Genomic DNA, 14,718 nt, shown 5'->3' on the forward strand with positions numbered 1-14,718 from the left:
ATCCGAATAAACAGATATTTAAACTAATAGGCAAGGAACTTCCTTGCCTTTTTTGTATTATTGAAATCCCCAAATAACTAACTACAAGCAGGCAACAAAGAACATAACTGAAACGCACGAGAATGCAATTAATGCTAAAATCAACCTCTTTGGCACCAAGTTCCGCTATTGGTTCTGGCGGTCTTTGGTTTTTCTTATTTTTTCTTTTTGGATTTGTACTGGGGTATGGGCAAATCACGGTGGAATTTACACAGGCCGCAAGTTCAGATAATGAAGCTGGTGGTGGGAACTTTCCACAGATTGTTGTTACTGGAGAAATTTTGGCACCCGCTTCAATTGAAGTTTTTGATACAGGTTTGGGAACAGCAACATCTGGTGTGGATTATGGTTTTACATCTCCCCAGGTTATAGATTTCCCCGCAGGGAATTATTCGTCCGATGTATTTGATTTATCGACTCTATCAATATCAAATGAGAACGTTGTTGAGCTTGACGAAACAATTGAGTTTGCCTTAGGTGATGCAACAGGAGATATTATTCCAGGGACTAATTCAACAACGGTCTATAGCATTTTAAATGATGATACAGGCGATGTGACTATATCCGCTACTGATGGCAGTGCGTCTGAAGTTGGTACGGATACTGGTGCGTTTCAAGTTGATTTGGGGGCTGTTAATGGAACTGGTGGGGATATCACTGTCGATTTGAACATTGCCAATGCATCAACAGCTGATGAAATTACTGATTTTAATGCCCTTCCAACTTCCATAAATATTACCGCAGGCAATCAAACGGCCACTATATTGCTTACACCTGTTGACGATTCTGAAATAGAAGAACAGGAATTTGTGCGCCTTGAAATTACAGGAACAAGCAACGAAACCCTCTTTCCTTTAGGAAGTCCTACGTCGGCAGATGTGACCATTGATAGTGAGGATGTCGTAACAGTGAGTATTGCCAACGATACAAATGGGGCCGAAAACAATGGTGGGGGGCCACCTACAGATGGAGTTTTGATAGTTACCCAAACTTCGGTATCGCCTGTTGACACGGAAATAACGTATAGTGTTTCAGGAACAGCAACGGAAGGTGATGATTATTCAACCTTGTCCGGTACCCTAACCATTCCCCAAGGCGATACTTCGGCTGAAATTGGAATTAATGTTTTGGAGGATGTAATTGTTGAAGGGGATGAAACTGTAATAATTACTTTAACTGGAATTAGTAGTGGATTGGCCCAATTGGATGTGCCCGCAAATATTGAGGCGACAAACACTATTATTGATGACGATAATCCTACGGCAACACTAACCGCAACCGACGATACCGCGACTGAGACAGGCACTACTACGGGTGAGTTCACTGTGAATTTGGATGCTACCAACATCAGCGGATCACCTTTGACAATTAACTACTCAGTTTCTGGAACAGCTACTTCTGGAGACGATTTTATTGCGCTTACTGGTAGTGTGCAAATTGCCAACAATTCAAGTAGTGCTACAATCTTGCTTACGCCTATTGACGATACAGAGGTTGAAGTCGATGAGACGGTAATCTTGAACCTTGAGGCTGGCACAGGATATTCGGTGGGCAATCCCGACGAGGCAACGGTGACCATAGTAAGTGAAGATATTCCAACCGCAACGATTACCGCTACAGATAATACATCTACCGAGTCTGGAACCACCACAGGAGAATACACGGTAACCCTTGATGTTGCGAATATAAGCGGTTCACCTTTGGCGATAGATTACACGGTTTCAGGAACGGCTACTTCTGGAGATGATTTTATCGCATTGACTGGTACGGTTGAGATTGCTAACAATTCCAGTAGTGCCATGATACTTCTTACGCCTGTTAATGATACCGAAATTGAGATTGATGAAACTGTGGTCTTGACCCTAAATGCGGGCATTGGGTATACGGTTGGAAGTCCAAACAACGCTACGGTGACCATAATCAGTGAGGACAGTCCAATTGCTACGATCACCGCAACGGATGATACTGCAACGGAATTGGGTACAACAGAAGGTATATTTACTGTGGATATAGGTTCGGTGAACAACACAGGTGCCACGTTGACTGTAAATTATTCTGTTTCGGGCGATGCCATCCCCGATGATGATTATGTGACATTGTCAGGGAGCGTAAATATTATTGATGGACAACAAACCGCAGTTATCGTTGTTGATCCCTTAGATGATGCATTGACCGAATTGGATGAAACGGTAATTGTTGCCCTTGAGGCAGGGTCGGGTTACACCATTGGTGCTCCAAATACAGCAACGGTCACAATTGAAAGTGAAGATGATGTTCCTCCAAGTGGATATACAGTAACCATTGACCAAGACCCTATCAATCTTACCAACGATGAAAATGTAAGTTTTTCCCTGGCTAATGCGCCTACTTTTTTGACCACTTTTGATTATATTTTCACCAGTGATGGAGATGGCAATGTGGCAGAAGTAACCGGTAATGGATTTGTACTTACTGCAAATAGAAATGTTTCGGGTATTGATTTAAGTAGCTTGCCAGATGGAGTGATTACACTTTCTGTAATTATAAGCAATGCTTTGGGTACCGAAGGGCCCGCAACTACAGATACCGCAATAAAAAATACAGTTGTGCCAACTGGGTATAGTGTGTCCATCAATCAGAATCCGATTACTTCAAACAATGAGGATAACATAAGTTTCACCTTTTCAAACGCGGTTTTTGGAACTACCTATAACTATGTTTTCAGCAGCAGTGGTGGAGGTAGTAATGTAACAGGCACGGGAGGAATCACATCGCAATCACAACAGATAACAGGTGTAAATCTTAGTGGTTTGGGTGATGGAACCATTACCTTGAGTGTGACATTGACCAACGATAATGGTGCTGGCCCAGTAGCGGTTGATGCTTCGACCAAATTTGTTGCTGTTCCGTCGGGATATAGTGTTTCCATAAACCAAGACCCTATCAACTCTGGAAATGACACCAATATTGGGTTCACATTTTCAGGGGCAGAAGTAGGTGCTGATTACGAATATAGTTTTAGTAGTGATGGAGGTGGTGCCCCAATTACGGGCTTGGGAACAATTTCAACTTCGAACCAGCAAATAACGGGAATTGATTTAAGTAATCTTGGAAACGGTACAATCACGCTTTCCGTTGTGCTGTCAAACGTGAACGGAGATGGCGCAACAGCGATTGATAATGTGACAAAGGAAACTTGCTATGCGGGAACTACAGCTCCGAGCTTGGATGGTGGTGTGCCCACTGCATTTTGTGATGCCTTTAATCAAGATTTGGACTTTTATATTTCAAGTACAGCCCCTGCAGGAGCGGATTTAAGATGGAGCAACAATTCAGATATTTCTGTTAGTGCAGATTATTTGGGAGGAAGTGTGGTAAGCGCTCCTGGAACTTACTACGGTTTCTTTTATGATAGTTTGAACGATTGTTTTAGTCCAGCGGTTTCCGTAACCTTAACCCAAAGTACAACTCCAAATGCAGGTACTGCAAACAATGTGGCTACCTGTAGCAATTCAAATGATGGAATTACTATTGTGGATTTGGATACTACTTTAACTGGGGCAGATGCTGGAACATGGACATTGTTGACATCTCCAGCAGGAAATTCAATTTCCATCGATGGAACTAATTCAGTTGATTTTAATGGCCAACCCGAAGGAAATTATCTTTTCAGATATACCACCACAGGGGCTGTAGCACCTTGCGCTAACCAATTTGTGGATGTAACAGTTACGGTTAACGATTGTGCTGGTCCTTGTAATGCAGGGAACACAGCGCCTCAATTTAATGGTGATGATACTACCATTGAATTTTGCGATGTGGTAAACACCGATCTAAGTAGCTATGTTTCTGGAACTGCTCCTACAGGGACCGTTTTAACTTGGAGTACAAGTGATATTCCAACCGATACGGGAGCCCATTTAAATAGCAGTACAGTGGTAGAACCTGGAACCTATTACGGATTTTATTACGATGATGTAAATGATTGCGCCAGTCCTGTTTTGGATTTGACCTTGGTGCGTAATTTCACGCCAGTAATTGAAACCACTATGGGCGATTCCAATTGTGGACCATCCATTTTAACATTAACCGCGACTGCAACTGTGGCCGATGAAAGTGTTATTACCTATAATTGGTACGATGCAGCGACAGGAGGAAACTTAGTGGGTACGAGTGCTACTTTTACAACCAATACCCTATCCGAAACCACTTCTTTTTATGTATCGGCCTCTGCCAACGGATGCGAAACCGAGCGTGTAGAGGTTGTAGCAGAAATAAACGATTCACCCAATGTGGGAACACCGACCAATACCATTGCTTGTAATGTAGTGGGTAATGGAGGTCCAAATAGTGTTGATTTGGATACCACCCTTTCTAGTGCAGATGCAGGCACATGGGCTATTTTTACCGACCCTTCTGAGGGAGCGTTGGTTGTTGATGCCGAAAACAATGTAGATTTTGCTGGATTGCCAGCAGGCAATTATGTGTTTGAATATACTACAACTGGAGCTGTGGCACCATGTACAAATGCGACTGTACAAGTAACTATTTCTGTAAGTGATTGTATAACTGATACCGATGGGGATGGCCTTACCGATGGGGAAGAAGCCGACCTTGGAACCGATCCAAACAATCCTGATACCGATGGTGATGGCTTGACCGACGGAGAAGAAGTATTGGTGATTGACAATCCCGATACAGTTGCTGTGCCTGAAAATGCAACAGATCCATTGGATGCATGTGATCCTTTCTTAACGCCTGATTGTAATCCAGCGGATATCGATTTGGCAATTACGAAAGAGGTCAATAGGACTGAGGTACTTTTGAATCAAAATGTAACCTTTTCCATTACTGTGGAGAATACCACTTTGGATAGAGTGTTGGATGTTGTCGTGAGTGATGTCTTGGGCAATGGATTTGAATATCAATCCCATTCCGCTTCAACTGGAACCTACGACCCGAATACTGGAGAATGGTTGATTGATGAGTTGGGGGCTGAAGAAATAGTCACTTTGGATATTACAGTTCAAGTCACTTTGGTGGAAACCCTTCAAAATACGGCAAGTTTGGTGTCGTCATTTCCAAATGATTTAGAGCCCAATAACAATACAGATTCAGCATCAGTTCAGGTAAATCGAAGCCAGTGTGAAGATATTGGAACAATCTGTACCATTTTCTCACCAAATAATGATGGCATTAACGATAGATTGACTTTGGTAGGTCATGAACAGTTTCCTAATAATACCTTTGAGGTGTTTGATAGATACGGCAACAGTGTCTTCCAAATGAATGGATATGATAGTTCTTGGGACGGAACTGGTAAAAATGGTGATTTGCCAAAAGGTACCTATTTCTATATTCTAGACCTAAATGGAGACGGAAGTGATGTGGTTAAAGGTTGGATTCAAATTGTAAGGGATAATTAAAATGAATAAAAACTTAGCATTGCGTACATATTATTTCATTTTGTTATTGCTTGTGGGTGGGATAAGTCTGTTGCATGCCCAGAAAGAACCTCAATATACCCAGTACATGTATAATATTGGGAGTTTTAACCCCGCTTATGTAGGTACGGTGGAAAGTCCAGAAATTATAGGATTGTACCGTGCCCAATGGGTCGATATTCCAGGAGCACCGACAACAATCAGGGCTGGTGCCAATATTCCTTTCAGCAACAAAAAAATGGGATTGGGAATTAATATTGTCAGTGACGAACTTGGGCCATCCAATCAAACGTATTTTGATATTGCTTATTCCTATCAAATTCAATTGTCGGAAGAAACAAAGTTGTCTTTTGGGTTGAATGCAGGGGGTAGCAACATTAAAATAGATTATTCCAAAGGAACATTTGAAGATCCTGCCGATCAGTCTATTCTAGGTGGGAGCTATTCCAATTTTTACCCAACTGTGGGTGCAGGATTGTTTATGTACCACGAAGAAGAATGGTATTTAGGGCTTTCGGTTCCTAATTTCTTGACGAATGCACTTTATAATAATGAGGTGGCAACTATTGTGGAGGACAATATGCAGGTAAATGCCATTGGTGGTTATGTATTTCAGTTGGGGGATAGAACCAAGTTCAAGCCAGCCTTTTTAATGAACTATTTACAAGGTTCACCAGTTACGTTCAACCTATCCGCCAATTTTCAATTTATCGATGCCCTTACATTGGGAGCTTCCTATAGATTCGACAATGCGGTGAGTGCTTTGGCAGGTTTCCAGATTTCCAATGGCATGTTTATAGGGTATTCTTATGATTACAACACCAATGGTTTAGGTGAATACAGCGGCGGATCCCATGAAGCAATATTGAAATTCTACATTGGTAGAGGCGGATTTGGTTCGGGAACGAACAAAACCAAGGATAAGAAATCAAAAAACAAAGGCAAACAAATAGATTCCCCAAGATTTTTCTAAAATGAACAGAACAAAAAATATACGTTTAACCCTATGTGTAGTCCTTTTGGGAATAAGTTTTGGCTTTGCTCAAAAAAAATCTACGGGTGATGTTCTTTTCTTTCAATACGAATACCAAAAAGCGGTTGCCGCCTACGAAAAGCAAATTTCTGAAGGGTCTTTAACCGAACAACAGTATTTGAATTTGGCCGATGCCTATTTCGAAACAGATAATTTTGATAAGGCCAGCGAAGCCTATTTGGAAATCTATAAGAAGGATACTTTGATGGATTCCCATCATTACAATAAAATGCTCCAGAGTTTGTCCAAATCGGCGGATAAGGAACAAAAACAGGCCTATTTGACCACCATGTCAACTTCATTTCCAAAGGAATTGATGGAGAATATGGAATTCAACAATCAATTGTTGGCAAACGAGTCGGCCGAAAACGAATTGGACTATCAAATATTCAATTTGGAAGGAAATAGCGCTCAGACCGATTTTTCACCAAGTTTTTACAACAATAAATTATTGTTCACCAGTGCGCGTTCTGCAAACAAAAAGTTGCAATTTGAACCAGGAGGGGAAGGTTTTTTTAATATTTATGAGTCCGAAATACAGGCCAATGGGCAAGTTTCGACCGTAAAGGAATTCGGCATATTGAGTGCCACAGATTATCATAAAGCCACACCTTCATATTCCGAGGCATTGAACAGTGTTTTTTATGTGTTGTCCAATACCACTGATGACGATGAGCTCGCTTTTGATGATAATGGTAAAAATGCCTTGTCCATTGCAAAGCAAAGTGTCAATGGATCATATCAAGGGTTATTGAAGGATTTGAGCACTTCGTTCTATTATCCATTTTATGATGATTCCAATGGCAAGCTATATTTTGCCGCTGATTTTGAAGATGGTTATGGCGGAACCGACATTTATTTTGTGTACACCAATAATGGGCAAATGATGTCCGCACCAATCAATTTAGGACCTCGAATCAATTCGTCGGGGAATGAAATAGCACCCTTTATTTTCGAGAACAGCTTATACTTTGCCTCTGATGTATTTTATGGATTGGGTGGAATGGATATCTATAAAGCCAATGTTGAAGGTGAAGGATTTGGAATTCCCATCAACCTTGGAGAACAAATCAATACAGAATTTGATGATTTTGGTCTGATTATTCGAAACGAAGGAGACGGACTTTTAGGGTATTTTGCTTCCAATCGTCCTGGTGGAAAAGGTAAAGATGATATTTATGGTTTTAAAGTGGATGAAAAACCTGGATTACGAACAATAACTTTTAAAGGGAAAGTACTAAAACCCTATAACCCATCTGAGGTGGTTGAAAAAGCTGCTGTTAGATTATGGAACATGGATGGGGAAATGATTGCTGAAACTTACTCCGACGAAGATGGTAATTATCGCATAGAAGTCCCTGCAGCCGATGAATTGGTTCTGGAAGGAACCAAAGAAAGGTTTTCAAGGTATATTGAGCGATTTGACCAAGAGCAACTTGATAGCATCCAACAGAATGGATTGAATGTAGAGATGGCCCAATATGATGATTTAGTGGAGGAAAGAGAGGGGCAGAAAGTGGTAAAAACGGATGATTTTTATTTTACTACAAGCTCTGTTCAGCTTACTCCAGAAATTACAACCCAGTTGGATGAAGTTGTAGCATTTGTAAAAGCTTTCCCAGAAGTGCAATTGCGTATCGAAACCTACACAGATAGTAGGGGGGGGAGTTCTACCAATTTTAAACTAACACAAGGTCGTTCCGATGCCATTAAAAAATATTTAGTGGAGCAAGGTGTACCTTCGAGCAGTATACTATACTCCATCGGATATGGTGAGGAAAAGATTTTGAACAATTGTACCAATGGGGTCTATTGTTTGGAAATGTTGCACAAACAAAACCAACGCTCATTGATTGTTGTGCTTAACGACAACGTACTTTTTGATTAATTACATCAAAAGCATCCAACAGTAATACAAAGCAAACAAGGTTAGGAATACCATGCCCGTATAGGTAAGTATACGTAAGCCCAATTTTGGCTGGTTTTCTATCGGAATGTCTTTGCTTGTCACCGTTTTTAAATTCATCCACCCTAATAAAGGAGCCAAAACAAATGAAGCAAAAGTGGCCAATCCTACAAGATTGCCCATGTTGGCACTAAAAAGGATGATTACCAACCAGTTGATGATTGCCATAGCCAAAACCATTGCCGTAAATGCATTTTTATTACTGAAAAGGGATTGGTTCGGATAGAGTTTTTGCAAGACATCCACACTTACCCTTGAAATAGCATCATGGGCTGTCATACACGTACTGAACATGGTGGCAAAAGCCGCTACGGCAATAAAAAAGTAGGCCCAATTTCCTATGTGAACTGTGAAAAGATTCACCAATTGGTCTGCAAACACAACGGAACTACCACTCAATTCGGTTCCCGTTCCATAAAGGGTCATCCAACCAATAATCATAAAAAACAAGGCCAAAATCCCTGTTAATATATATCCCACATTAAACTCTTGAAGTGCAATTTTCAAGGTAGGTTTGTTTTTCATGGTCTTTAAGTTTTCCATCCCCCACATACTTACCCAACCAGAAGCCTCTACCGCAGTAGGCATCCAACCAACCAATCCAATCAAAAATAATATGCCAACCTCGTTAAAAATTTCTGGACGTTGATAGTTGGCAGCATCGGGAACAGGTCCTTTTTGCAATACCATTACCGTAGTGATCAAAAGCGCCACAAAAAGAATGGTGATAACCGCTTTTAGGGAGTTTTCTAAAAAACGATATTTCCCAACAATCAACAAAACACTTATGAATAGGAATAGAAGGAGTGAAACAATATCCGCTCCTACCGAGGTTACATTAAATAAGTTCATGCACAATCCTGCGGTAACCACATAAAGTGCTGCCAAAACGGTAAAAGTGGAAATCAAGGTTATGATAGCATAGACCCATAAATAAGTTTTCCCCAAATTGGAATACCCTTCAATCAAACTTTTTTCAGTAACCGTAGTGTATCGAATACCAAACTCAAAAAATGGGTACTTGAACAGATTGGCCAAGATAATTGGAATAACCATCACCCAACCATATTGTGCACCTGCCTTGGTCGATAATACCAAATGTGAGGTGCCAATGGCCATACTGGCAAATAAGAGTCCAGGGCCCAGCGCTTTCAGCAATGCTTTCATCCAGCTTGTTTGTTAATTTTTCAAGTGGAAGATATGTTTTTTTACTGAAATTTTATTTTTTGTTCAGCAATGACTTTTCGAAGAGATAAAAAATACGTGTGTATTCATCTGTCCAACTGCTGGGTTCCACAAATCCATGACGCTCAACAGGATAAACTGCCATTTCCCAATTCTCTTTACCCAATTCGATTAAACGTTGTGAAAGTCGAACCATATCTTCGAAATGTACATTGTCGTCTACCATACCATGCAGGATTAATAAATCACCTTTAAGGCCATCCGCAAAATAAATGGGAGAGCTGCGTTTGTAAGCTATGCTATCCGTAGCGGGAGTATTTAAAATACGAGCAGTGTAACCATGGTTGTAGGCGGCCCAATCACCAACAGATCTAATGGCACCACCTGCGCTAAAGGTTTCAGGGGCATTGAACATTCCCATTAAAGTGATGAAACCACCATAAGAACCCCCATAGATTCCAATTTTGTCCGTGTCAATCCCATATTTTTCAACCAGCATTTTGGCTCCGTCAACCTGGTCTGAAAGGTCTTTTCCACCCATATAACGGTAAATTCCTGTTCTCCAATCGCGTCCATAACCAGCACTTCCACGGTAATCGATATCGAGTACGGTATATCCATTGTCCACCAAAAGATTGTGGAACATATACTCTCTAAAATAAGAACTCCACCATTTGTGGGCATTTTGCAAATAACCAGCGCCATGAACAAAAACTACAGCTGCCTTGTTTTTTACGGTGCTTTCTGGTTGATAAAGTCTAGCATGTACTTCAGCACCATCCTCAGCATTAAAAGTGATGATTTCTGGATCTTTCCAGTTATAATTTTTGAATGTATCGGTATAGGAATCGGTAATCTTTTCCGCAGTTGTTTCTTTTCCTGTAACCACAGGATTATCTTGAACATAAAGTTCTGTAGGTTGATTGGAGTAGGAGTACAAAATGGCCATTTTCTTCTCATCGGGAGAAAGTGTCACATCATTTCTACCAACCATGCCAGTCAATTGTTCCCATTTGCCTCCTTTTAAAGACATGGTGTAAAACTGTCGGTCTCCTGGATGTGTTTTGTTTGATGTAAAATACCAACGGTTATCATCCTTGGAAATAAAAGGATCATAAATCTCAAACTCACCAGAAGTCAAAGCTTTTGCTTTTTTAGTGGAAACATTTAAAGTGTATAAATGCGAGTAGCCTGTTTTTTCAGATTGAAACCAAATGCTTTTTTCATCGGGCATCCAACCAAGAGAACCACCTCCCCATCGTGCAATTCCAGGACCTGCGATCCATGCTTCATCATGCTGGCGGTCCAATTGATCTACTTTTCCTGTTTTTGGATCCAATAATACAATCCAACGGTCTTTATAATCGTTCGCCTGAATATCCAAAACAGCTTTAGTGCCATCAGTGCTCCAAGTAGGTCCAGTTATGGTTCCAATGCGGTCTTCATTTTCATAAGGTTTGTCTGGATAATCCTTAGTGTATTCAGGTACATAATCCAAACCTTCCAAATTATCCAAAACCACTGGGTAGCTTGTTCTGTTTTTAATGTCGTAAACGAACATTTCATATTTGGTAGGTTCGTCACCGACTTTAGAACGTGTATTTTGATCTTCGGTATAGCCAGACTCGGTTACAAAATGGGGTACAATGGTCCCTTTTGAATTGGGTCTATCCATTAAGGTATAAGTGATATAATTTCCCGAAGGATCTATTTGAAGGCCGATTACTCGTTTACTGCCAGTCACCAATTCTATAGGTTGTAACTCTTTTAACTGCTCATTGATTTTGTCTCCCGCATCTTTCTTTTCCTTGCGTTCCTTCAATACATCAAAAATGTCCAATTGGTCCTGGTACAACCACTCGTCTTTGGAATCTCTTTTGGGTTCGGAGTCTTTCGATTTTACAAAATTGGTCTTTTGTTCCAGGGTTCCAGATGCAATATCCCAAGTGAACAATTCTCCGTCCTGCACAAAAGCAACACTTTTTCCATTATCCGTAAAATGAGGATTACTTTCCCATTTGGTAGTTTTTGCAATAGGTTTTGCTAAATAGCTTGCAACATCCAACAAGAAAACATCCCCGTTTTTAGTGTACAGCGCTTTCGTTTTTTCCTTGTTATAGGTAAGTCTGGATGATGGAAGGGCATTGGCATCCAAAAATCCAACTTTGTTGATGTTTCCATCTTTTGAAGAATAGGCATACAGTGAATCGCTCATAGCCCCGTCAGGGTTCCAATCAAAATATAAGGTTTCACTGTTGGTAGACCAGTAAGCTCCCGAAGGTAGGTGCCCCACAAAGTCGTCCCCCTGCATTATGTCTTTTATTTTAAGAACAGAATTGTTTCCTTTTTGAGCGGAAAGACTATGAAATGATAATAAAATCAGCGCTAGGAGGATATTATATTTTCCCATTGGTTTTTGACGTTTTAGTTGGTTTGGTTGAATCACTTTTTCAAATATCGCGTATTTTATTGATTTAGTCTCGATATCAAATCCTAAGGAAAAATTAAAAAAGGGCTCAAGTTTTTGTTCAGAAAAAGTATCTTTAAAACATTCAAAATGTTGGTCAAGGCGTTTGTGTGGGATTCAATATTTTGATTTACAAAGAATTAAACTAAACCAAAATCAAATCAATGCAAATTATTGAAAACTCAACTGTTTACGATGCCATTATTGTTGGCTCGGGAGCAGGAGGTGGAATGTCGGCAAAAGTGCTGTCTGAAGCTGGTCTAAAAGTGGCCGTTGTGGAGGCAGGTCCGTTTTTTGACCCAGCACTGCCCGAACACCAAACCCAGTTAAAATGGCCTTATGAAAGTCCAAGAAGGGGAAAAAGCACCCGTTTCCGTCCTTTTGGCGATTTTGATGCAGCTTATGGTGGATGGGATATTGAAGGAGAGCCCTACACCCAAAAAGATGGGACCCAATTTGAATGGTTCCGCTCTAGAATGTTGGGTGGTAGAACCAATCACTGGGGGCGTATTTCCTTACGATTTGGTCCAAAGGATTTTAAGCACAAAGATGTGGATGGCCATGGCGATAACTGGCCCATTAGTTATGACGATGTAAAGCCTTATTACGATAAAGTTGATAAGATGATTGGGGTTTTTGGTACCAATGAAGGATTGCCCAACGATCCCGATGGGTTCTTTTTGCCACCTCCAAAACCACGTTTGCATGAGCTTTTCTATATAAAAGGTGCAAGAAAAAGTAATATCCCAGTATATCCATCCCGATTATCGATGTTGACCAAAAAAATCAACAACGATCGTGGCGTTTGTTTTTACTGTGGACAATGTAACCGAGCTTGTCAGGTATATGCGGATTTCTCCGCGGGTACTTGTTTGATTTTCCCAGCCCAGAAAAATGGTGGTCAAATCGACCTTTTTGTGAATTGCATGGTTCGCGAAGTTACCACGGATGAAGAAGGTAGGGCCACGGGAGTTTCTTATATCAACAAAGAGGACAGAAAGGAATATAAATTGAAAGGAAAAGTGGTAGTGCTTGGTGCTTCGGCCTGTAGTTCTGCACGAATCCTTTTAAATTCAAAAAGTAAGCAACACCCGAACGGATTGGGTAACAGCAGTGATGTGGTAGGTAGGTATCTTCACGATTCCACGGGTGCTGATAGAGCCGCTTTTATTCCTGATTTGATGAACCGAAAGGTATCTTACAATGAAGATGGCGTAGGGGGTATGCACGTGTACTCACCTTGGTGGGGCGATAATTCCAAATTGGATTTCCCACGTGGTTATCACATTGAAGTTTGGGGTGGAATGGGCATGCCGAGTTATGGTTTCGGATTCAATGCCAACGAATTCAATAAATTCTTTGGAACCAAAGTAGGTGGTTATGGTGATGTATTGCGTAGCGATGCCAAAAAATATTATGGTGCTGTAGTTGGAATGGCGGGACGTGGAGAATCCATTGCCCGAAGAGATAATTATTGTGAAATAGACCCAACCACGGTGGATGAATTTGGTATTCCAGTATTGCGTTTCCATTACAAATGGTCGCAGTTCGAGATCAACCAAGCCAAGCACATGCAAGATACTTTTGAGGAAATCTTAACCAATATGGGCGGTGAGTTTATGGGTGAAAAACCAGGTAAGGACACCAATTATGGACTCCACAACCCTGGTAACATTATCCATGAGGTAGGAACCACAAGAATGGGGGATGACCCTAAAAATTCGGTGACCAACAAATACCAACAGTTGCACGATGTGGACAATGTGTTTATTGTGGATGCTGGACCGTTTACCTCACAGGCAGATAAAAACTGTACGTGGACCATTTTGGCACTTTCCATGAGAGCTTCTGAATACATTGTGGATCAATTGAAACAACAAAACATTTAAGGACATGGACAGAAGAAAAAGTTTAAAATCGATAGTACTGGGTTCCGTGGCTGGTGGATTGGCCATACATGGTTGTAAGCCTTCGGGTGAAACTGAACAGTTGGTGGAATCGCCAAAAATCACCTATCCTGGACGTGTGCCTTTGGAAGAAGAGTTGATTCAAGAATTACACGATGAGCAATTTTTAAATCCACATGAAATAGCTACACTGACCATTCTGTGCGACCTTATTTTGCCTGCCTCCGAAGAATTTAAGGCGGCATCGGATGCTGAGGTAGTGGATTTTATCGAATTTATGGCGAAGGATGTTCCAGCTTATCAGCCTGATATCCGAGGTGGATTGATGTGGTTGGATCATAAATGCAACACCGAAAATTCAGTGGAATTTAAAGACGCTACGGTAGAGCAACAAAAGGCTATTCTGGATGAAATTGCTTATTATGATCCAGAAGTACCAGGTAATGAGCGCCCTTTTGAAGTGAATTTCTTTTCCTTGATCCGTAATTTGACCATGACTGGATTTTATACCTCCAAAATTGGTATTGAGGAAATTGGGTATAAAGGAAATATGCCAAATGTTTGGGATGGAGTTCCTGATGATGTTTTGGAACAGCACGGAGTGGCCTACGAAGAGGAATGGTTGGCCAAATGTGTGGACCAAAGCAAACGAGGCGTAATCGCAGAATGGGACGAGAAAGGTAATTTGATTACTTAAT

At 40.9% G+C, this 14,718-nt stretch carries 7 protein-coding genes; 5 read left to right on the forward strand and 2 right to left on the reverse strand.

Going from position 1 to position 14,718, the window contains the following annotated elements; all coding sequences use genetic code 11:
• Positions 1-122 precede the first annotated feature (122 nt).
• The 3 genes from BLQ18_RS05800 to BLQ18_RS05810 are packed head-to-tail and all read left to right on the forward strand — an operon-like array spanning position 123 to position 8,383.
• The gene (locus tag BLQ18_RS05800) at positions 123-5,444 is read left to right on the forward strand and encodes a Calx-beta domain-containing protein (RefSeq protein ID WP_090293440.1); all 5,322 of its coding nucleotides are present in this window, start codon (positions 123-125) and stop codon (positions 5,442-5,444) included.
• 1 nt (position 5,445) lies between these two features.
• Positions 5,446-6,435 carry a PorP/SprF family type IX secretion system membrane protein gene (locus tag BLQ18_RS05805; protein ID WP_090293441.1) on the forward strand — a complete coding sequence of 330 codons (990 nt, stop codon included), beginning with the start codon at positions 5,446-5,448 and terminating at the stop codon, positions 6,433-6,435.
• 1 nt (position 6,436) lies between these two features.
• Positions 6,437-8,383 (forward strand): OmpA family protein, encoded by a 1,947-nt coding sequence (locus BLQ18_RS05810; protein WP_090293442.1) that lies wholly within the window; start codon positions 6,437-6,439, stop codon positions 8,381-8,383.
• On the opposite strand, the gene BLQ18_RS05815 is transcribed toward BLQ18_RS05810, so the two are convergent.
• Both BLQ18_RS05815 and BLQ18_RS05820 read right to left on the reverse strand, forming a co-directional pair.
• On the reverse strand, positions 8,384-9,628 hold the full coding sequence (locus BLQ18_RS05815; RefSeq protein WP_090293443.1) for an NRAMP family divalent metal transporter: 1,245 nt from the start codon (positions 9,626-9,628) through the stop codon (positions 8,384-8,386).
• A 52-nt stretch (positions 9,629-9,680) separates the two neighbouring features.
• Complete coding sequence (locus tag BLQ18_RS05820) at positions 9,681-12,056, reverse strand: S9 family peptidase (protein ID WP_090293682.1); 2,376 nt, start codon at positions 12,054-12,056, stop codon at positions 9,681-9,683.
• Between the two features lie 221 nt (positions 12,057-12,277).
• Here BLQ18_RS05820 and BLQ18_RS05825 point away from each other — a divergent pair, with 221 nt between their 5' ends.
• Both BLQ18_RS05825 and BLQ18_RS05830 read left to right on the forward strand, forming a co-directional pair.
• Complete coding sequence (locus tag BLQ18_RS05825) at positions 12,278-14,002, forward strand: GMC oxidoreductase (RefSeq protein ID WP_090293444.1); 1,725 nt, start codon at positions 12,278-12,280, stop codon at positions 14,000-14,002.
• Between the two features lie 4 nt (positions 14,003-14,006).
• A complete protein-coding gene (locus BLQ18_RS05830; RefSeq protein ID WP_090293445.1) occupies positions 14,007-14,717 on the forward strand; it encodes a gluconate 2-dehydrogenase subunit 3 family protein in 711 nt (236 codons plus the stop codon).
• The last annotated feature ends 1 nt before the right edge of the window (position 14,718 follow it).

The sequence above is a fragment of the Flagellimonas zhangzhouensis genome (genome assembly GCF_900102925.1).
Taxonomy (GTDB): Bacteria; Bacteroidota; Bacteroidia; order Flavobacteriales; family Flavobacteriaceae; genus Flagellimonas; species Flagellimonas zhangzhouensis.